The organism is Stutzerimonas stutzeri KOS6 (genome assembly GCF_000307775.2).
Classification (GTDB): Bacteria; Pseudomonadota; Gammaproteobacteria; order Pseudomonadales; family Pseudomonadaceae; genus Stutzerimonas; species Stutzerimonas stutzeri_B.
On record NZ_KK020676.1, the window covers coordinates 1,366,551 to 1,387,346 of the forward strand.

Below are 20,796 nucleotides of genomic sequence, written 5' to 3' on the forward strand. Positions count from 1 at the left end.
GCCTCGAACTACTGGAAGAATCAGTCCGCTGGCCGTTAGTTATCAGGCTGAAGATGGCGGTTATATTTCGTTGATATGAATCTTGTGAAGTGCCGCTTCCGTTGCGGCGCTGCGAAAGTGCATAAGGATAGTTGGGCAGAGGGGCGCAGTGAGCGTTGAAAAAGTTGCCGGGTCGCCTCTATCACGCATTATTCGGGGTGTCGCGCTAGTTCAAGGAAAGTGGTTCCATGCACTTCATTGCCACCAGCGACGTCCCTGGCGTTCGATGAATTGATGGGCCTGTTCCGGGCCGTCTTCGCCTGCCGCATAGGGCCGCGGTTTACGGTAGTGGCTGTGCCAGCCGCGCAGGATCGGGTCGACCCAGTTCCAGGCCGCTTCCACTTCGTCGCGGCGCATGAACAGCGTCGAATCGCCTTCGATCACATCCAGGAGCAAGCGCTCGTAGGCTTCCCAGCGCCGCGTACTGCTGAAGGCGTTCGCCAGATTCAGGTCCAGTTCCACCGGCTCCAGCTGCATGCCCTTGCCGGGCGCCTTGGCCATCAGTTGCAGGCTGATGCTCTCTTCCGGCTGCAGGCTGATCACCAGGCGGTTGACCTCGCCCTTGGCGAACAGCAGGTGCGGGACCTGTTTGAAGGTGATGATGATCTCCGACCGCTTGCGTGCCATGCGCTTGCCGGTGCGCAGGTAGAAGGGCACGCCGGCCCAGCGCCAGTTGTCGATTTCGGCCTTCACCGCGACGAAGGTTTCGGTGTCGCTGTCGTTGTCGATGCTGGGCTCGAAGTAGTAGGCCGGTACGTCGTGGCCGCCGATCCGTCCGGCGCCGTACTGACCGCGCACGGTCTTGTCCATCACGTCGTTGCCGGTGATGGGTTTGAGCGCCTCGAGCACCTTCACCTTCTCGCCACGGATGTGCTTGGCGTCGAAACGCACCGGCGCTTCCATTGCCACCAGGCAGAGTAGCTGCAGCAGGTGGTTCTGCAGCATGTCGCGCATGGCGCCGGCGTTGTCGTAGTAACTGCCGCGGTTCTCCACGCCGAGGGTTTCGGCGACAGTGATCTGCACGTGGTCGATATGCCCGGCGCGCCAGATCGGTTCGAACAGCGCGTTGGCGAAGCGCAGGGCCATGAGGTTCTGCACGGTTTCCTTGCCCAGGTAATGGTCGATCCGGTAGATGCGCGACTCGGGAAACACCGCGCCGATGGCTTCGTTGATCTCCAGCGCCGAATCCAGCGAATGGCCGATGGGTTTTTCCAGCACGATCCGCGCATCGTCTGCGGCGAGCCCTGCGCTCTCGAGGTTGGCGGCGATGGGTTCGAACAGATCGGGCGCGGTTGCCAGGTAGTACACCCGGACCCGGCCGTCGGCCTTGCCAAGGTGGTGGGCGAGGCGAACGTATTCGCCGCGCTGGGCGGCGTCCATGGCGAAATAGTCCAGGCGTTGGGCGAAGGCTTGCCAGCTGTCGACGCTGAAGTCGGTACGCGCGACCTGTGCGCGGCAGTGCCGTTCGGCCAGTGCCAGGTAGCCGTCGCGGTCGAGCTTCCTGCGCGCCAGAGCGAGAATCCGTACGTCGGCATGCAGGCGGCCGTCGCGATGCAGGTGGTAGAGCGCCGGAAGCAGCTTGTGCAGCGTCAGGTCACCGGTTCCGCCGAACACGAGCATGTCACAGGAAATCGACATCGAATCTCTCCAGAGGCCAAAAAATGGGCGGCATGGCGAGGCTTGTAGTATAACTACCGCCCCACTACAACCCGCTGATGGCCGAGCGGCGCCCAGCGCGCCCGATTCATGCCGTCAGACGTGAGCATAGCGAGTCCGCAACGTGAATCTGCTGCAACACATCGCCCAATCGAGAAGTCTGCTACGGAAGTCGGAGCTGAAGGTGGCCGACCATGTCCTGCTCGATCCGGCGTCGGTGATGCACAGCTCGATGGCCGATCTGGCCCATGTGGTCGGCGTCAGCGAGCCGACCATCGTGCGTTTCTGCCGTGCCATTGGCTGCCTGGGTTTCCAGGATCTCAAGCTGAAGCTGGCGCAGAGCCTGGCCGCCGGTGCCAGCTTCGGCCAGTTCGCCATCAGCGAGAACGATTCGGTGGCGGACTTCGCCCTGAAGATCTTCGACACCACGCTGCACACCCTGATGGAGGTGCGCGAGCGCCTCGATCCCGAAGCGCTGCAGCGCGCCATCGCTGCCATGGCCAAGGCCGAGCGCGTGGAGTTCTATGGCTTCGGCGCGTCGGGGGCGGTGGCCACCGATGCCCAGCACAAGTTCTTCCGTCTGCTGCTGTCGGCCGCGGCCTATTCCGATCCGCACATGCAGGCGATGTCGGCGGTGACGCTCAAGCCTACCGACGTGGCCATCTGCATTTCCCAGTCTGGTCGTTCCAAGGACCTGCTGATCACCGCCAACGTGGTGCGCGAATCCGGCGCGACGCTGATTACCCTGTGCCCGAGCCAGACGCCGCTGGCCGAGCTGGCAACCATCAACCTGGCCATCGACGTTCAGGAAGACACCGAGATCTACACCCCGCTGACGTCGCGGATCGCCCATCTGGTAGTCATCGATGTGCTGGCCATGGGCGTTGCCATGGCGCGGGGGCCGAGCCTGGTCAATCACCTCAAGAGCGTGAAGCGCAGCCTGCGCAGCCTTCGCCTGTCACCGAAGTCGGTCAAGGCGCACGAGGACTGAGGGGCGTTGCACCTTCATCGGCGCGTCATCGCGCTGACTTCACCCTGTCATCCGCGCCGTCGATGCTGGTTTCCCGTTACCTGTTCTGGGAGACCGCTCATGCTCCGGCAAACCGACGTCAGCACCCCACTCGACAGCAAGGCCCGTCGCAAACAACAGGACGAGCGCCGCATGCGCTTTCGTCGCGCCATCGAAAGCTACACCGAGCAGCGCCAGCTGCACGCCGAACTGAACGACTACGCCGATGCGCTGGTACTCAGCTCGCTGCTGGAGTCGTCGGCGAGCCGGCGAAGCGCTCCGCCAGCGCACTGATTCGCGCGCGCTCCTCACGGACGAAGGCGAAAAACGCCTGGGCCACCGGGCTCAGGCGCTTGCCGCGGGGGTGGACCACGCACCAGCTGCGGTGTAGCGGCAGTTCCTGCACCGGCAATTCGCGAAGCAGGCCGCAGGCCAGCTCCAGATGCACCGCATGGCGTGGCAGCAACGCCAGACCCAGGCCCGCCACCACGCATTCGCGCAGCGCATCCAGCGAGGCGACCTGGATGGTCTGGGTGAAGTGGGCGCGCTTCTGTCGCAAGTAGTCCTCGGCGGCCTTGCGCGTGCCGGAGCCAGGTTCGCGTACCAAAAGCGGATAGCTCGTCAGATCCTGCAACGACAGCGTGGCCGCATGGCACAGCGGATGCTCGGGTGGTGCCACGGCGATGATCGGATTGTTCAGAAAGGGCATGAACTCCAGGTCCATGTCGGTGGGCACCTGGGACATGATCAGCAGGTCGTCGCGACTGAGCGTCAGGCGCTTGACCGCCTGGGCGTGGTTGACCACCACCAGTTGCAGGCTGACTTCCGGATGCAGGCGCTTGAAGGCGGCGAACAGGTGCGGCGTGATGTACTTGGCGCTGGATTCCACGGCCAGGTTCAGTTGTCCCTGCAGCGAACCCTGCAGGTCCGAGAGCTGCATGTCGAGGCTGTCGAGCCGGCCGAAGATATCGGTACTGGCCCGCTGCAGGGCTTCGGCCGCGTCAGTCAGATAAAGCTTCTTGCCCACGTACTCGAACAGTGGCTGCCCGACCAGTTCTTCGAGCTGGCGGATCTGCAGGCTGACTGCCGGCTGGGTCAGCGCCATTTCTTCGGCGGCACGACTGTAGGAGTGCGTTTCGCAGACGGCGCGAAATACCTGAAGCTGGCGCAGTGTCATGCGCATCAGTGATTTTCGCATCCGGTTCTCCGCTTTTCGTCGAATAAAGGCGTGGGCGCAGACTGCGCTTGCCGGGTTGACCGATCGGCCAGGAAGTTGGCAATTTCGGTCTATGTATAAGTAAATACTTATGACCACGCAAACAATTATTCATTTTCAGTAATTACCCCTAGGAGCGTAGGGTGAAACGACTCGTTGCAACATGCGAGATCCTGACCCGCACGCCGGGTCGCCTGCTCAACGATCCGAGGGAAGACAGCGTGATCAAGAAGCTGCTGATCGCCAACCGCGGGGAAATCGCGGTACGCATCGTCCGCGCCTGTGCCGAAATGGGCGTGCGCTCGGTGGCGGTTTTTTCCGAAGCCGACCGCCATGCCCTGCACGTCAAGCGCGCCGACGAGGCCCACTTCATCGGCGAGGACCCGCTGGCCGGCTACCTGAACCCGCGCAAGCTGGTGAACCTGGCCGTGGAAACCGGTTGCGATGCGTTGCATCCGGGCTACGGTTTCCTGTCCGAAAATGCCGAACTGGCAGATATCTGCGCCGAACGCGGAATCAAGTTCGTAGGCCCGAGTGCCGAGGTCATTCGCCGCATGGGCGACAAGACCGAAGCGCGGCGCAGCATGATCAAGGCTGGCGTACCGGTCACGCCCGGTACGGAAGGCAACGTCGCCGACCTCGCCGAAGCGTTGCGCGAAGCCGAGCGCATCGGCTATCCGGTCATGCTCAAGGCTACCTCCGGCGGCGGCGGTCGCGGCATTCGCCGCTGCAACTCGCAGGCGGAGCTGGAATCGGCTTACCCGCGGGTCATATCCGAAGCGACCAAGGCCTTCGGCAGTGCCGAAGTGTTCCTGGAAAAATGCATCGTCGAGCCCAAGCACATCGAGGCCCAGGTGCTGGCCGACAGCTTCGGCAACACCGTGCATCTGTTCGAGCGCGACTGCTCGATCCAGCGGCGCAACCAGAAGCTCATCGAGATCGCGCCGAGCCCGCAGCTGACCCCTGAGCAGCGCGCCTATATCGGTGACCTGGCGGTGCGCGCGGCCAAGGCGGTGGGCTATGAGAACGCCGGTACCGTGGAGTTCCTGCTCGCCGATGGCGAGGTGTACTTCATGGAGATGAACACCCGCGTCCAGGTCGAGCACACCATCACCGAGGAAATCACCGGCATCGACATCGTCCGCGAGCAGATCCGCATCGCCTCGGGCCTGCCGCTGTCGGTGAAGCAGGAAGACATCCAGCACCGCGGCTTCTCGCTGCAGTTCCGCATCAACGCCGAGGACCCGCGCAACAACTTCCTGCCGTGCTTCGGCAAGATCACCCGCTATTACGCGCCCGGCGGCCCCGGCGTGCGAACCGACACGGCGATCTACACCGGCTACACCATCCCGCCGTACTACGACTCCATGTGCCTGAAGCTGGTGGTCTGGGCGCTGACCTGGGAGGAGGCGCTGGCGCGTGGCTCGCGCGCGCTGGACGACATGCGCGTGCAGGGCGTGAAGACCACCGCCACCTACTACCAGCAGATTCTCGCCAACCCGGATTTCCGCAGCGGCCAGTTCAATACCAGCTTCGTCGACAACCATCCGGAACTGCTGAACTACTCGATCAAACGCAAGCCGGGCGAACTGGCCCTGGCCATCGCCGCCGCCATCGCCGCCCACGCAGGCCTGTGAGGAACGCACCATGACCGTCCAGAAAAAAATCACTGTCACCGACACCATCCTGCGTGACGCCCATCAGTCGCTGCTGGCCACCCGCATGCGCACCGAAGACATGCTGCCGATCTGCGACAAGCTCGACCGCGTCGGCTACTGGTCGCTGGAGGTCTGGGGTGGCGCCACCTTCGACGCCTGCGTGCGCTTCCTCAAGGAGGACCCCTGGGAGCGCCTGCGTCAGCTCAAGGCGGCACTGCCCAACACCCGACTGCAGATGCTGCTGCGCGGACAGAACCTGCTCGGCTACCGTCACTACAGCGACGACGTGGTCGAGGCATTCGTGGCCAAGGCCGCGGAGAATGGCATCGACGTGTTCCGCATCTTCGATGCGATGAACGATGTGCGTAACCTGGAAACCGCCATCCGCGCGGTGAAGAAAAGCGGCAAGCATGCCCAGGGCACCATCGCCTATACCACCAGCCCCGTGCACACCACCGAGGCCTTCGTCGAGCAGGCGCGGCAGATGGCGGCCATGGGGGTCGATTCCATCGCCATCAAGGACATGGCCGGCCTCCTGACCCCGTACGCCACCGGCGAGCTGGTCAGGGCGCTGAAGCAGGCGCTGCCCGAACTGGACGTGGTGATCCACTCCCACGACACCGCCGGGGTGGCCAGCATGTGCCAGCTCAAGGGTGTGGAAAATGGCGCCGACCGCATCGATACGGCGATCTCCAGCCTGGCCTGGGGCACCAGCCATCCGGGCACCGAGTCGATGGTCGCCGCCCTGCGTGGTACGCCGTATGACACCGGCCTGGATCTGGAGCTGCTGCAGGAAATCGGCCTGTACTTCTATGCGGTGCGCAAGAAGTACCACCAGTTCGAAAGCGAATTCACCGGCGTCGACACCCGCGTGCAGGTCAATCAGGTGCCCGGCGGGATGATTTCCAACCTGGCCAATCAGCTCAAGGAGCAGGGCGCGCTGCACCGGATGGACGAAGTGCTGGCCGAAATTCCCAAGGTGCGCAAGGACCTGGGCTATCCGCCGCTGGTGACGCCGACCTCGCAGATCGTCGGCACCCAGGCGTTCTTCAATGTGTTGGCTGGCGAGCGTTACAAGACCATCACCACCGAGGTGAAGTACTACCTGCAGGGCCGCTACGGCAAGGCCCCGGCGCCGGTCAGCGAGCGCCTGCGCCTGCAGGCCATCGGCAGCGAGGAGGTCATCGAGTGCCGCCCGGCCGACCTGCTGGCGCCGGAGCTGGACAAGCTGCGCAGGGAAATCGGCGAACTGGCCAAGAGCGAAGAGGACGTGCTGACCTACGCCATGTTCCCGGACATCGGCCGCAAGTTCCTCGAGGAGCGCGAGGCCGGAACGCTTCAGCCCGAAGTGCTGCTGCCGATTCCCGGTACGGCCGCGGCGCCGGCGCAGGGCGGGGTGCCGACCGAGTTCGTCATCGACGTGCACGGCGAGACCTATCGCGTCGACATCACCGGTGTCGGCGTCAAGGCCGAGGGCAAGCGGCACTTCTACCTGTCCATCGACGGCATGCCGGAAGAGGTGGTATTCGAGCCGCTCAACGACTTCGTCGGTGGTGGCGGCAGTCAGCGCAAGCAGGCCAGTGCTCCGGGTGACGTGAGCACCACCATGCCGGGCAACGTGGTCGACGTGCTGGTCGCGGTGGGCGATGCCGTCAAGGCCGGGCAGACGGTGCTGGTCAGCGAGGCGATGAAGATGGAAACCGAGATCCAGGCGCCCATCGCCGGGACCGTGAAGGCCGTTCATGTCGGCAAGGGTGACCGGGTGAATCCGGGTGAAGTCCTGATAGAGATCGAGGCCTGAGCGATGGGGGCGTGGCGGCGTGAACACGCCACGCTGCCGCCGGCCGTGGCACGGTCTGGCGGCTCCCCGTGTGGCTGGCCGCGGCCGGAGATGGCCATTGGCTGATGTCCCCCTGCGGAGCCTGCGCGGCTCTTTTTTCAGGCCCATGTCTATCGGTGACGGCCAGACGTGCTGCCCGGCGCAGTTCTGGCACGCGCTGTGATTCTCGTCGGTCGGCGGGCGTCCACCCACCACTGAAGATCGATGAGGCTTTCGATATGCGCTCAGCTGCCGGGCATTGCGGTATGCCTCTGGCATTGAGCGTGATCGCAGCGCATCGATGGCTCCCTATTCCGACGCGCCGTTCATGGCGCCAACTTTGCAATCCTCTGGAGAATTGAACATGAGTGATGACAGGACGAGCGAAACCGCCCAGGAGGCCCTCGAGCACATTGTCTCCGGGGTCAAGCATTTCCGCGAAGAGGTCTATCCGCAACAGCGCGAACTGTTCGAGAAGCTGGCCTATGAGCAGAAGCCGCGGGCGATGTTCATCACCTGCGCCGACTCGCGGATCATTCCCGAGCTGATCACCCAGAGCTCGCCCGGCGACCTGTTCGTCACCCGCAACGTCGGTAACGTGGTGCCGCCCTATGGGCAGATGAACGGTGGTGTTTCCACCGCCATCGAATTCGCCGTGATGGCGCTGGGCGTACAGCACATCATCGTCTGCGGCCACTCCGACTGCGGCGCGATGAAGGCGGTGCTCAATCCCGCTCAGCTAGAGCGCATGCCGACGGTCAAGGGCTGGCTGCGGCATGCCGAGGTGGCGAAGATCGTCGTCGAGCAGAACTGTGGCTGCGCCGATCACAACACCCTGGGCATCCTCACCGAGGAAAACGTCGTGGCCCAGCTCGACCATCTGCGTACCCATCCGTCGGTGGCGGCGCGGCTGGCCAGCGGCCAGTTGTTCATCCACGGCTGGGTATACAACATCGGCACCAGCGAAATTCGCGCCTACGACGCCGAGAAAGGCGAGTTCCGCCTGGTCGGCGACGGCCCGCTGCCGATGGCTACCCCGCGGGCGCGCTACCTGGCGAGCTGATGGCTTCCAGGCGGCCGAATGTTCAGCGGCTGCCGGCCAGCGCCTTGCCGCGTTGCTGGATCAGGTAGCAGAGGTCGGGCGTCTTGCTGCAGCCGGCGTAGCCCTCGGCGATCACCTCGTCGAGGGCTGCCTGCAGGCGGTTGACCACCTGATCCGGGACGTCGCGGTTGAGGGCCAGGTACAGCGGCTCGCTGTGAAAGCTCAGCACCACCTGCAGCTGGTGCTCGTCGACACCCTGCTGGCGTGCGTAATAGCGCCATGCCGGATCGGCCACCGCCCACAGGTCGATGCGTTCGGTGAGCAGCTTGCGCAGGTTCTCTGCGTCGTTGAGGCTGTTGCTGGTGTCGATGCCCTGGCTTTGCAGAAACAGGCTGACGCTGCCATTGGCCTGGCCGCCGATCCGATAGCCGCGCGCCTGGGTCAGGTTGTCGAACGCCAGGCCGCTGGACGCCCGCGCGAGCAGCACGCTGTCGTGATGCGCCAGTGGCCCGACCCATTTGAACAGCGAGTCGTTCTGTGGCGTTCGCGCCACGGAGAACAGCCCGTGCGCCGCCTGCTGCCGGGTCTGGTCGTAGAGACGGCTCAACGGGCCGCGCAGGGTCAGGTTGTAGGCGATGCCGGCACGCTGGAAAACGTCGCGCACCGTATCGGCAGCGATCCCTTCGATGTCGTCGCCGCGGGCGAAGCCCTTGCCGTTGGGCGCCATGTTGAAGGGCGGAAAGCTGTCTGTCTGCAGGGTGATTTCGTCACGAGCGGGCAGTTCGGCGCGGGCGGCGAACGCTGCACCGACGAGCAGGACGAACAGCGCCCCGGTAATGCGGGATCTGGCCATGGCATCGGCTCCTTGGCGCATTCTTGTAATTGTTGGCGCATGCAAGGGTAGTGCTGCCGGGCGCGCCCGGCCAGCCGGCAGCGCTCACCCTGCGGGACAGTGCGCATTCTGCCGGGGGAGCAGGATCTCAGTCGGCCATTTCGCCGCACAGGTCGCGGCAGAACCAGTATTCCACCTGGGCCTGGTCGAGGCCCGCGGCGAGCAGGGCGAACAGCTTGCCCAGCGCGGCTTCACGGGTCATACCGCCGCCAGATACCAGGCCGGCGTCACGCAGCGCGCTGCCGGCCGCATATACGCCGAAATCGACATGCCCACCCGGGCACTGGCTGATCGCCGCCAGCACCACGCCCTGGCGATGGGCATGGCGCAGCGCTTCGATGAACTGGACGTCGTCCGCCGGACCGGTGCCGCTGCCATAGCACTCGAGCAGCAGCGCCTGGGCGCCACTGGCAACCAGCGCCTGTACCTGCGCCGCTCCGATGCCGGGATACAGAGGCAGCACCACGACTTGTGCCGGACGCCGCGGCAGCAATGCAGGAGGGCATTCCCGGCCGGTTGCGGCCAGTCGCTGGCGCGGTGCTTCGGCGAAGGCGTCGAAGGCGTCGCTGCGCAGCTTGCTGACCCGCGCCCCGTGTAACAGCGTGCCGTTGAAGAACAGCTGTACGCCATGGACCTGGCCGGCCTGCAGGACACGCATGGCGCCGAACAGATTGGGCCAGGCGTCGCTGCCCTCGCTGCCTGCCGGCAGCATGGCGCCGGTGAGCAGTACCGGGACCGGCAGGCCGAGCAGCAGGAACGAGAGCGCCGCCGCGCTGTAGGCCAGGGTGTCGGTGCCGTGCAGCAACAGCACCGCATCGCAGTCGCCCTGCGCCACGGCTTCGCGGATGGTCGTCGCCATCTGCAGCCAGTGACCCGGCTGCATGTTGGCGCTGTCCAGCAATGGTTGCAGCTCCTGGAAACTCCACTCGGGCAGCGGCCCCGGCTCGCCTGCCTGCTGGGCACGCAGGCGGGCTTCGAAGCCGGACGCCGGCATCAGCCCGGCCGCACTCTGCTGCATGCCGATGGTGCCGCCGGTGTAGAGCACCAGCAGCCGTTCGATCGATTGGTTCACGCGTGCTCCTCGCTCGTCGGCGCAGGCCGTCAGGACATCGGGCGGATGAGGTCAGCCGCCCGCCGCACCATGTTAACGGAGCGGCGGGCGTCCGGCCTCTTGCATCGCGGCGCTCAGCGATGCTCGGGAGCGTCGGCCGCAGCGTTCGCGTTCGCTGCCCAGACGGCCGGGTCGAGATCGAGGTCGGCGAAGTCCTTCGGGTCGAGCACAGGCTGTTCGATGCCGGCGCGGATCTGCCGGTCATAGTCGCGCATCAGGCGCAGGCCGACCTTGAACAGCAGGGCCACGGCGACCAGGTTGGCGATGGCCAGCAGGCCCATGGTCACGTCGGCGAAGGCGAACACGGTGCCCAGGTCCTGTACCGAGCCCCACAGCACGAGGACCACCACCAGCACGCGATAGATCATCACCGGCATGCGCTTTTCGGTGAAGAAGCCCAGCGCGTTCTCGCCCAGGTAGTAGTTGTAGATCAGCGTGGTGAAGACGAACAGCAGCAGCGCGATGCTGATGAAGACCCGACCCCACTCGCCGACCACGGCGGCCATGGCGGTCTGCGTCAGGACCACGCCGGCCTGCTCCATGCCCGGCTCGTAGACACCCGAGAGCAGGATGATCAGCGCCGTGCAGCTGCACAGGATGATGGTGTCGATGAACACCGAGAGCGACTGCACGATGCCCTGTGCCACCGGGTGCTTGACCTCGGCCACCGCGGCGACGTTCGGCGCACTGCCCAGGCCGGCCTCGTTGGAGAACAGGCCGCGCTTGACGCCCATCAGGATCGCCGCGCCGATACCGCCGGCGAAGGCCTGTTCCAGACCGAAGGCACTGCGGAAGATCAGGCCGAAGGTTTCCGGTACGGCACCGAAGTTGCTTCCGATGACGAACAGCGCCATGCCCAGGTAGGAGAAGGCCATGACCGGCACCAGTACGTCGGCCCACTTGGCGATACGGCGGATGCCGCCGAAGATGATGCCGGCGATGACCAGGGTCAGCGCGATGCCGCTGGCTAAGGTCGGCACGCCAAAGGTGTCATGCAGCGAGCTGGCGACGGTGAACGACTGCACGGCGTTGAAGCCGAAGCCGAAGGTCACCAGCAGCAGGATCGAGACGACGATACCCAGCCAGCGCTGGCCGAGGCCGTGCTGGATGTAGAACGCCGGTCCGCCGCGGTAGGTGCCGTCCGGCTCGCGACGCTTGTACAGCTGCGCCAGCGAACACTCGAAGTAGCTGGTCGCCATGCCTACCAGTGCCACCACCCACATCCAGAAGATCGCGCCTGGTCCGCCGAGCATGATCGCCACCGAGACGCCGGCGATGTTGCCGGCGCCGACGCGGCCGGCGACCGAGAGCATCAGGGCCTGGAAGGAAGAGAGCTGTCCCGGCTGACGTTCGAAGGCGTGGCCGAAGATGCTGAACATGTTGCCGAAATAACGGAACTGGACGAAGCCGGAGCGGATCGTGAAGAGCAGACCGAGGCCGATCAGCATGACGATCAGCAGCTTGCTCCAGATAAGGTCGTTGAGAAGGTCGAGCATGGCGATGTTCACCTTGTTGTCGTTGTTAGGGTGTCGGCGCGCGCCGCTGCGCCGTGCAAGCGGGGGATGTTTCAACACGGCGGCCGGCAGAGCAATTTCGCGGATGGCCGCAATGTGGCGCGACCTGATGCTAGAATGGCGGCACTCGCGTCAGTTCCGGAACTCCTCCTTTGACCTCCCCCCTCGCCGAAAATCTCAGGCTGCTGTGCAGTCACTACCGCTCGATCGCCGAGGTGTGTCGCAGGCTGGCCATCAACCGGGCGCAGTTCAACAAGTACCTGGGTGGCCAGAGCCGACCGACACCATTCAACCTCAAGCGCATCGGTGACTTCTTCGGCGTCGAGGGCTATGAGCTGGAAATGCCGCCGGAGCAGTTCGCCCGACTGGTCGGTGCGCGCCATCCGGAAGCGCAGGCGGTGCCGCGTGCCGATCCGCTGCTGGCGCTGCTGCAGCCGCTGCGTGAACACGCCACGAGCCTGTCGCGCTACTGCGGCTATTACTTCGAGTACGCCAACTGCATGTCGGTACCGGGCAGCATCCTGATATCGCTGGTGCAGCTGCGCGAAGAAAACGGCTTGTACCTGTTCGAGCGCCAGGAGCGACAGGAGAGGGCCAGCCCGACCCTCGGCCAGGCCGAGGGCTGGGTGCACTGCCGCTATCTGGGGGTCGCGTTCGGCCTGCAGGACCGCCTGTTCCTGATCGACTACGAATCGCTGACGCTCAACGAGATGAGCCAGACCATCCTCATTCCCAGCTTCAAGAGCCGCATCACCCGCCTGAACGGGCTGAAGACTGGCGTCTCCTCCGGCGACCGGCGTACGCCGGCCTGCACGCCTGTGGTATGGGAGTACCTGGGTCGTGAAATCAACCGGGTCAGCGCCTATCGCCAGGTAATGCTTTACAGCCCGGACGATTCACGTATCGACCCGGAGATCCGCGAGCGGCTGGCGACGCCGCAGGTGGGCAACGGGCTATTCGAGATCGACTAGCCCGCTCGGCATCAGCCCAGCGGCGCCAGTCGTGGCGCGATCATGTTTTCCGGACGCAGGATGTCGGCGAGCATGGCGTCGTCGAGCAGGCGTTCCTCGCGTACCAGCTCCAGTACGCTGCGTCCGCCGAGCAGGGCCGTACGGGCCAGGCGGGTGCTGTTGTCGTAACCGATATAGGGGTTCAGCGCGGTGATCAGGCCGATGGAGCTTTCCATCAGCTCGCGGCAACGGGCTTCGTTGGCCGTGATGCCTTCGATGCAGTGCTCGCGCAGCATGTCCATGGCGCGCTGCAGCAGGCGGATCGAATCGAACAGCTTGTAGGCGATCAGCGGCTCCATGACGTTGAGCTGTAGCTGTCCACCTTCGGCGGCCATGGTCAGCGCCAGGTCGTTGCCGATCACTTCGAAGGCGACCTGGTTCACCGCCTCGGGGATCACCGGATTGACCTTGCCCGGCATGATCGAACTGCCCGGTTGGCGCGGCGGCAGGTTGATCTCGTTGAAGCCGGTACGCGGGCCGCTGGAGAGCAGGCGCAGGTCGTTGCAGATCTTCGAAAGCTTCACCGCCAGGCGCTTGAGCATGCCGGAGAAGAGCACGAACGAGCCCATGTCCGAGGTGGCTTCGATCAGGTCGGCGGCCTGGCGCAGCGGCTGGCCGCTGATCTCGGCCAGCCGCTGCACGGCGATCGACTGATAGCGCGGGTCGGCATTGATGCCGGTGCCGATCGCGGTGCCGCCGAGGTTCACTTCCAGCAGCAGCTCCGGCGCGAAGCCGCGCAGGTGGTGAAGATCCTCGCCGAGGGTGGTGGCGAAGGCGTGGAACTCCTGGCCGAGGGTCATGGGCACGGCGTCCTGCAACTGGGTGCGGCCCATCTTCAGTACGTGGGCGAAGGCGTGGCCCTTGCCGGTCAGCGCCTCGCAAAGGCTCTCCAGGCTGGCCAGCAGCGTGTCATGGCCGAGCAACAGGCCCAGGCGGATCGCGGTGGGATAGGCGTCGTTGGTCGACTGCGCCATGTTCACGTCGTTGTTCGGGTGCAGGTACTGGTATTCGCCCTTGGGATGACCCATCGCCTCCAGGCCGAGATTGGCGATCACCTCGTTGGCGTTCATGTTGGTCGAGGTGCCGGCGCCGCCCTGGATCATGTCCACCACGAACTGCTCGTGGAATTCGCCGCGGATCAGCCGTGCGCAAGCCTGGCTGATGGCGGTGTGCCTGGCCTGGGGCAGGTAGCCCAGCTCGCGGTTGGCGTCCGCCGCCGCCTGCTTGACCATGGCCAGGGCGACGATCAGCTTCGGGTAGTGCGACAGCGGCACGCCGGAGAGGCGGAAGTTATGCAGCGCGCGCAGGGTCTGGATGCCGTAGTAGGCGTCGGAAGGAACGGAGAGGGTGCCAAGCAGGTCTTTTTCGACTCGCGATGATGCAACTTCGGACATGATGGTAAGGTGGCTTCGGTAGGCGCAGGCGGTGCTGCAGTGCGCATAAAATAAGGTTTTCCGGGATTTTTCTGCCAATGCCGTTAGTGGCTGTCCTATGCCGCAACGGCATAATGTTCGTGTGACTTCGCATCGACGGCAATCGTATCGAGGGATGTTCTGGTGAATCTGGAAACCAAATGGCTGGAGGATTTCGTGGCGCTGGCGGCGACCCGCAGCTTCTCCCAGGCCGCGCAACGCCGCTTCGTCACCCAGCCGGCCTTCAGCCGGCGGATACGCTCGCTGGAGGAGGCCCTCGGCCTGCAACTGGTCAACCGTTCGCGCACACCGATCGAGTTGACCGAGGCCGGCCAGTTGTTCCTCGTCAGTGCGCGCAACATGGTCGAGCAGCTCGGCGAGGTGGTGCGGCACTTGCACCATGTCGAAGGCCAGCAGGGTGAAGTGCTGCAGATATCCGCCGCGCATTCGCTGGCATTGGGCTTCTTCCCGGCCTGGATCGCCAGCCTGCGCGACGAGGGACTGAACCTTGCCACGCGGCTGATCGCCACCAATGTCGGCGAGGCCGTGCATGTGCTGCGCGAGGGCGGTTGCGATCTGATTCTGGCCTACTACGACCCGGACGCCGCGCTGCAGCTCGACCCGGAGCTGTTCCCCTCGCTGCACCTGGGGCGCACCGAGATGCTGCCGGTCTGTGCGGTGGGCGCCGACGGCGTTCCGCTGTACGACGTCGACAGCGGCCAGACCGTGCCGTTGCTGGCCTACAGCGCCGGTGCCTTTCTCGGCCGCTCGGTGAACCTGCTGCTGCGCCAGCGCGCGTTGCGTTCGACCACTGTCTACGAGACCGCCATGGCCGACAGCCTGAAGAGCATGGCGCTGCAAGGTCTCGGCATTGCCTGGGTGCCGCGGTTGAGTGTGGAGCCGGAATTGCAACGCGGGGAGCTGGTTATCTGCGGTGGCGAGCAATGGCGACTGCCTTTGGAGATCCGCCTGTACCGCTGTTCGCTGATGCGCAAGGGGGCAGTGAGATTGCTCTGGCGGCGGCTGGAAAGCCGCGTTGTAATGCCGCAGCTGAGGTGATGGCTCGCCGCCTCGGCAGCGGTGCTATGATCACCGCCATGCCGTTCTACTGCTGATTGCCCGTCTAGCGCGGTCGTTGGAGTCAGTCGTGCCCACCCCAAACCCAATCGGCTTGCGTCAATGGATCTGGCGGGCTTTCGTCGGCAGTGCGCTGATTCCGCTGGTGCTGGTGGAAACCGTACTGATCGCCATCTATCTACTGACCAACAGTGCGATTCGCGATGCGCAGATCGACCATCTGCGCCAAACCACCCTGAATGACCTGCAAGCGTCGGTCAGCCCTCAGTCACGCCTGATCAGCGAGCAACTGGGGCAGATCGCCTCGCTTACCCTGCTCTATCGCAATCTGGCTGCCCAGGCGCTGCTCGAGGGCGGTCCGGTCACCAGTCCGGAACTGGAACTGAGCCCCGGCGGTGTGCGCTATAGCCCGCAGGACAATGGCGGCGCCGCGGTGTTCTACTCCGCTGCCACCCCGGCCGAGCGGCATGACCTGGGCAAAATCACCAGGCTCCACCGGCTGGAGCCGCTGATGAAGGAGATCAAGGCGCGCAACCCGCTGATCGCCAGCCTGTACTTCAACAGCTGGGACAGTTTCAACCACATCTATCCCTGGTTTTTCACCCGCGACCAGTACCCCGCGGACATGGACATTCCGAAGTACAACTTCTATTACCTCGCCGATGCCGAGCACAATCCGGCGCGCGGCGTGGTGTGGACCGATGTCTATCTCGATCCTGCCGGGCACGGCTGGATGATGTCGGCCATCGCGCCGGTCTACCGTGGCGACTTTCTGGAGGGCGTGGTCGGCATCGACATCACCGTCAGCGGCATCCTCAAGCAGATCGGCCAGTTGCAGGTGCCCTGGGGCGGCTATGCCATGCTGGTCAGCGATGACCTGTCGATCATGGCGCTGCCGGAGCTCGGCGAGGAGGACTTCGGTCTAGCCGAGCTGACCGAGCACTCCTACCTCGAAGCGATTCGCCGCGAAGTCTTCAAGCCCGAAGACTTCCGGCTCGATCGCCACCCGGAAACCTCGGCGCTGGCCGCGGCGATCTCCACGGCCGGCAGCGGGGTGCAGCGGGTAATGCTCGGCGGCCGCCCGAAGCTGGCGGCCTGGGCCACCGTGGAGCAGTCCGGCTGGCACCTGCTGGCGGTGGTCGACGAGGCGGCGGTCTTTCGCCAGACCAACGCCCTGGCCAGCCACTACCAGCAGATCGGCTATCTGCTGATCGCCGGGTTGCTGCTGTTCTACATCGGCTTCTTCGCGCTCATGTGGCTGCGTGCACGCCAGCTCAGCCATGCGTTGCGCAATCCCATCGCCGGTATCTCGCAGATGATGGAGGAGGTCGGCCGCGGGCGCTGGCAGCCGGTGCCGGTGCAGACCGATATCCGCGAGCTGGATGAGATGTCACGGCATACGCAGGACATCGGCGGTCGCCTGGCATTCAGCGAGGCCCAGCGTGGCGACGCACAGCGGCGCCTGGAGCTGGTCCTGGAAAGCGCCACCGAGGGTCTCTGGGAATACGACATCCCCAGCCATTCGCTGCGCATCCGCGGCAACATGGTGACGCACTTCGGGCTGCCTTCGGGGCCGTTTGCCGATAGCGAGTTTCGCCAGCATATCCATCCCGACGACCTGCCCCAGGCCATGGCCCAGATCGAACGGATCAGGCTGGGCCTGCAGCAGCGCTACGAGGCCAAGTATCGCTTTGCCGATGCGCGGGGCGAGTACCGCTGGCTGCTCAGCCGGGGACGGGTGCTGGAACATGATCCGGAAACCGGCGCGGCGCTGGTGCTGGCCGGCACCCACGTGGACATCGACGCACTCAAGCGCGTCGAGGAAGAGCTGCGCGCCGCGACCCTGCAGGCCCAGGCCGCGAACGAGGCGAAGGATCGGCTGCTGTCCGGAATCAGCCACGAGCTGCGCACGCCGCTCAACGCGATTCTCGGGTTCGCCCAGCTCATGCGCATGGACTGTGATGACCAGAATCAGGCCGAGGCGGCCGAATACCTGGACGAGATTCTGCTCGCCAGCCGCCACCTCAACCAGCTGCTGGGCGAGATTCTCGAGTGGTCGAGCCTGCAGAAGGAGGCGCCGCCACTCGACCTGCAACCGGTGACGGTCTGCAGTCTGATGCGCGAATGTGCCGAAATGATCGGCCTCGACCTTCAGCAGCGTGGCCTGCAATTCGAGCTGTCGCTGCCCGACGAGGATCTGCAGGTGCTCGCCGAGCCGCGCCGTCTGCGCCAGGTGCTGCTGAACCTGCTGTCCAATGCGATGAAATACAACGTCCCCGAAGGGCGCGTGGCCCTGCGCGCCGAAGCCGGTCCGACCCTGGTCCGCCTGCTGGTCGAGGACACCGGGCTGGGCATCGAGCCGGCGCAGCAGGCCCAGGTGTTCGAGCCCTTTCAGCGGCTTGGGCGCGAGAGCAGCATGATCCAGGGTACGGGCATAGGTCTGTCGCTGTGCCTGGAGTTCGCCCGGCTGATGAATGGCCAGATGGGACTGCACAGCGAGCCCGGCGTCGGCAGCCGGTTCTGGATCGAGCTGCCACGCTTCGTGCCGAACAAGGCCTGCTAGCGGGCTGGCCGTCCGGGGTACTGGCCGATGCCGCCTTGCGCTATACTGCGCGGCCTTCGCACGCGGGCGGCCATGGCCGGTTCGCGACTATCCAAGCCACGCTCTTTTGCGTGGTTTGTTGTTATTGACGCGCCCGCGGGCGCCCGATGAGAGGCACGACGATGAGCGCACTGGTAGGCGTGATCATGGGCTCCAAGTCCGACTGGTCCACCCTGAGCCACACCGCCGAGATGCTGGAAAAGCTGGGCATTCCCCATGAAGTGACGGTGGTATCCGCCCATCGCACGCCGGACCTGCTCTTCCAGTACGCCGAACAGGCCGAAGCCCGCGGGCTGCGCGTGATCATCGCCGGCGCTGGCGGTGCCGCCCATCTGCCGGGCATGTGCGCGGCCAAGACGCATCTGCCGGTGCTCGGTGTGCCGGTGCAGTCGTCGATGCTTTCCGGCGTCGATTCGCTGCTGTCGATCGTGCAGATGCCCGCTGGCGTTCCGGTCGCGACCCTGGCCATCGGCAAGGCCGGTGCGATCAACGCCGCGCTGCTGTCGGCGAGCATCCTCGGTCATGAGTTTCCCGAGTATCACCAGGCGCTGAAGACATTCCGTGACGAGCAGACCCAGACCGTTCTGGACAGCCCGGACCCGCGCGTCTGAGCCGACCCGGCCGGCGCGGCGACGCCCGCCGGCGGATGTAAACTTGCTTCCCTGCGCTGCGCAAACGCGCGCGCCAGATCTGCCGCCTAACGAAGGGCCGTTGAGATGAAAATTGGTGTGATCGGTGGCGGCCAGCTGGGCCGCATGCTGGCCCTGGCGGGCACTCCGCTGGGCATGAGCTTCGCTTTCCTCGACCCGGCGCCGGATGCCTGCGCCCAGGCTCTCGGTGAGCACATCCGCGCCGACTACGACGACAAGGATCACCTGCGCCGGCTGGCCGACGAGGTCGATCTGGTGACCTTCGAGTTCGAAAGCGTGCCGGCCGAGACGGTGGCCTTCCTCTCGCAATTCGTGCCGGTCTACCCGAATGCCGAGTCGCTGCGCATCGCCCGTGACCGCTGGTTCGAAAAATCCATGTTCAGGGATCTGGGCATTCCCACCCCGGACTTCGCCGATATCCAGTCGCAGGCCGATCTCGATGCTGCGGTCGCAGGCATCGGCCTGCCCGCCGTGCTCAAGACCCGCACCCTGGGTTACGACGGCAAGGGCCAGAAGCTGCTGCGCAAGCCCGCCGACGTCAGCAATGCCTTCGCCGAGCTGGGCAGCGTGCCGTGCATTCTCGAAGGTTTCGTGCCGTTCACCGGCGAAGTCTCGCTGATTGCCGTGCGCGGGCGTGACGGCGAAACCTGCTTCTATCCGCTGGTGCACAACAGCCACGAGAGCGGCATCCTGCGGCTGTCGGTGGCCAGCAGCAATCACCCGCTGCAGGCGCTGGCCGAGGATTATGTCGGTCGCGTGCTCAAGCAGCTGGACTACGTCGGCGTGCTGGCCTTCGAGTTCTTCGAGGTGGACGGTGGGCTGAAGGCCAACGAGATCGCGCCGCGGGTGCACAACTCCGGGCATTGGACCATCGAAGGCGCCGAGTGCAGCCAGTTCGAGAACCATCTGCGAGCCGTCGCCGGCCTGCCGCTGGGGTCGACCGCCAAGCTGGGTGAGAGCGCCATGCTCAATTTCATCGGCGAGGTTCCGCCGGTGGCAAAGGTGATCGCCATCGAGGACTGCCATCTGCACCACTACGGCAAGGCTTTCAAGGCCGGGCGCAAGGTCGGTCACGCCACCTTGCGCTGCCCGGACCGTGCCACGCTGGATCGGCAGATCACCGCTGTGGAAACGCTGATTCCCCGTGTTTGACACCCGGCTGTCTGGCTGCGGCGAACGGTGACAGAGTCTTCGGGTCCATTGGTTACCCACCTTTCGGACCTGAGGAGAACATCCAATGGGCATCATCGGCACCATCATCATCGGCTTGATCGTAGGCCTGATCGCACGCTTCCTTAAACCCGGCGACGACAGCATGGGCTGGATCATGACCATCCTGCTGGGGATCGGCGGCTCGCTGCTGGCCACCTACGGCGGCCAGGCGCTCGGCCTGTACCAGGCAGGTGAAGCCGCGGGCTTTATCGGTGCCGTGGTCGGTGCGATCATCCTGCTGGTGATCTACGCCATGGTCACAAGCCGCAAGCATTGATCCGCCGCGGGGGCCGTTCCTCGCGGCCCCCACTTCTCTCGCACGTAGCCCCCATGCGCACATTGATCGTTTCGCTGTTTTGCTGCCTCGCATTAGTTCCCACCGTCCACGCCGCATTGCCGGAACTCGACTGGCTCGAACTGATGCCTGCCGAGGATCGCCAGGCGCTGGAAGAAATGCCCGAGATCGATCACTCGACCCCCGAGAACCTGGGCTTCAGCGATCAGGGTGGACTCAAGCAGGAGTCCGGCCTGCCCGCCGTGATGTATTCGGCCAAGACCGTCGCCGCGCTGAATGATCGCGAGATCCGCCTCGGCGGCTATCCGGTCCCGCTGGAAAGCGACGCCCGCGGGCGCAGCACCGAGTTCTTCCTGGTGCCCTATCCCGGCGCCTGCATCCACGTGCCGCCGCCACCGCCGAACCAGATCGTATTGGTGCGCTATCCCAAGGGTATCGCGCTGGATGATATCTATGCGCCGCTCTGGGTCGATGGCCGGCTGAAGGTCGAACCGGTCAGCAACGACCTGGCCGAAGCCGCCTATGCGCTGGAGGCGGCGGCGGTCGAACTGGTCGACGAAAGCGATTTCTGAGTTCGCAGTC

The 20,796-nt window shown here is 65.0% G+C and carries 18 protein-coding genes; 12 read left to right on the top strand and 6 right to left on the bottom strand.

From position 1 onward, the window contains the following. Nucleotides 1-234: 234 nt before the first annotated feature. Complete coding sequence (gene zwf / locus B597_RS34360; protein ID WP_003296779.1) at nt 235-1,677, bottom strand: glucose-6-phosphate dehydrogenase; 1,443 nt, start codon at nt 1,675-1,677, stop codon at nt 235-237. 142 nt (nt 1,678-1,819) lie between these two features. On the opposite strand from zwf, the gene hexR reads away from it, so the two are divergent. After that, nucleotides 1,820-2,686, top strand: coding sequence for a transcriptional regulator HexR (hexR, locus tag B597_RS34365; protein ID WP_003296780.1), 867 nt, complete (start codon nt 1,820-1,822; stop codon nt 2,684-2,686). 99 nt (nt 2,687-2,785) lie between these two features. After that, nucleotides 2,786-2,998, top strand: coding sequence for a PA3496 family putative envelope integrity protein (locus tag B597_RS34370; RefSeq protein ID WP_003296781.1), 213 nt, complete (start codon nt 2,786-2,788; stop codon nt 2,996-2,998). Here B597_RS34370 and B597_RS34375 read toward each other — a convergent pair. Further along, on the bottom strand, nt 2,943-3,902 hold the full coding sequence (locus B597_RS34375; RefSeq protein ID WP_003296782.1) for a LysR family transcriptional regulator: 960 nt from the start codon (nt 3,900-3,902) through the stop codon (nt 2,943-2,945). The genes B597_RS34370 and B597_RS34375 overlap by 56 nt on opposite strands. Before the next feature lie 239 nt (nt 3,903-4,141). Here B597_RS34375 and B597_RS34380 point away from each other — a divergent pair, with 239 nt between their 5' ends. From B597_RS34380 to B597_RS34390, 3 genes are all read left to right on the top strand, one after another. Next, nucleotides 4,142-5,557 carry an acetyl-CoA carboxylase biotin carboxylase subunit gene (locus B597_RS34380; RefSeq protein WP_031323426.1) on the top strand — a complete coding sequence of 472 codons (1,416 nt, stop codon included), beginning with the start codon at nt 4,142-4,144 and terminating at the stop codon, nt 5,555-5,557. Nucleotides 5,558-5,567: 10 nt separating this feature from the next. Further along, on the top strand, nt 5,568-7,379 hold the full coding sequence (oadA, locus tag B597_RS34385; protein ID WP_003296783.1) for a sodium-extruding oxaloacetate decarboxylase subunit alpha: 1,812 nt from the start codon (nt 5,568-5,570) through the stop codon (nt 7,377-7,379). Nucleotides 7,380-7,761: 382 nt separating this feature from the next. Continuing rightward, nucleotides 7,762-8,460 carry a carbonic anhydrase gene (locus tag B597_RS34390; RefSeq protein ID WP_003296784.1) on the top strand — a complete coding sequence of 233 codons (699 nt, stop codon included), beginning with the start codon at nt 7,762-7,764 and terminating at the stop codon, nt 8,458-8,460. Between the two features lie 22 nt (nt 8,461-8,482). On the opposite strand, the gene B597_RS34395 is transcribed toward B597_RS34390, so the two are convergent. The 3 genes from B597_RS34395 to B597_RS34405 form a co-directional block, all read right to left on the bottom strand. Continuing rightward, nucleotides 8,483-9,292, bottom strand: a complete 810-nt coding sequence (locus B597_RS34395; protein ID WP_003296785.1) for a substrate-binding periplasmic protein — start codon at nt 9,290-9,292, stop codon at nt 8,483-8,485. A gap of 127 nt (nt 9,293-9,419) precedes the next feature. Next, entirely contained in the window at nt 9,420-10,403 is a 984-nt protein-coding gene (locus B597_RS34400) for an asparaginase (protein WP_003296786.1), read from the bottom strand. Nucleotides 10,404-10,516: 113 nt separating this feature from the next. Further along, a complete protein-coding gene (locus B597_RS34405) occupies nt 10,517-11,938 on the bottom strand; it encodes an alanine/glycine:cation symporter family protein (protein ID WP_031323428.1) in 1,422 nt (473 codons plus the stop codon). A gap of 170 nt (nt 11,939-12,108) precedes the next feature. On the opposite strand from B597_RS34405, the gene B597_RS34410 reads away from it, so the two are divergent. Further along, nucleotides 12,109-12,927, top strand: a complete 819-nt coding sequence (locus B597_RS34410; protein ID WP_024161980.1) for a helix-turn-helix domain-containing protein — start codon at nt 12,109-12,111, stop codon at nt 12,925-12,927. A gap of 11 nt (nt 12,928-12,938) precedes the next feature. On the opposite strand, the gene B597_RS34415 is transcribed toward B597_RS34410, so the two are convergent. Then, nucleotides 12,939-14,360, bottom strand: coding sequence for an aspartate ammonia-lyase (locus B597_RS34415; protein WP_003296789.1), 1,422 nt, complete (start codon nt 14,358-14,360; stop codon nt 12,939-12,941). Nucleotides 14,361-14,522: 162 nt separating this feature from the next. Here B597_RS34415 and B597_RS34420 point away from each other — a divergent pair, with 162 nt between their 5' ends. From B597_RS34420 to B597_RS34445, 6 genes are all read left to right on the top strand, one after another. Next, nucleotides 14,523-15,437, top strand: coding sequence for a LysR substrate-binding domain-containing protein (locus B597_RS34420; protein WP_003296790.1), 915 nt, complete (start codon nt 14,523-14,525; stop codon nt 15,435-15,437). A gap of 88 nt (nt 15,438-15,525) precedes the next feature. After that, nucleotides 15,526-18,018: an ATP-binding protein gene (locus tag B597_RS34425; RefSeq protein ID WP_003296791.1), complete on the top strand. Its 2,493-nt coding sequence runs from the start codon at nt 15,526-15,528 to the stop codon at nt 18,016-18,018. Between the two features lie 161 nt (nt 18,019-18,179). Then, complete coding sequence (gene purE / locus B597_RS34430) at nt 18,180-18,668, top strand: 5-(carboxyamino)imidazole ribonucleotide mutase (RefSeq protein WP_003296792.1); 489 nt, start codon at nt 18,180-18,182, stop codon at nt 18,666-18,668. A 105-nt stretch (nt 18,669-18,773) separates the two neighbouring features. Continuing rightward, the gene (locus tag B597_RS34435) at nt 18,774-19,859 is read left to right on the top strand and encodes a 5-(carboxyamino)imidazole ribonucleotide synthase (RefSeq protein WP_003296794.1); all 1,086 of its coding nucleotides are present in this window, start codon (nt 18,774-18,776) and stop codon (nt 19,857-19,859) included. A gap of 85 nt (nt 19,860-19,944) precedes the next feature. Further along, the gene (locus tag B597_RS34440; protein WP_003296796.1) at nt 19,945-20,196 is read left to right on the top strand and encodes a GlsB/YeaQ/YmgE family stress response membrane protein; all 252 of its coding nucleotides are present in this window, start codon (nt 19,945-19,947) and stop codon (nt 20,194-20,196) included. 53 nt (nt 20,197-20,249) lie between these two features. After that, complete coding sequence (locus tag B597_RS34445; protein ID WP_003296797.1) at nt 20,250-20,786, top strand: DUF3299 domain-containing protein; 537 nt, start codon at nt 20,250-20,252, stop codon at nt 20,784-20,786. Nucleotides 20,787-20,796: the final 10 nt, after the last annotated feature.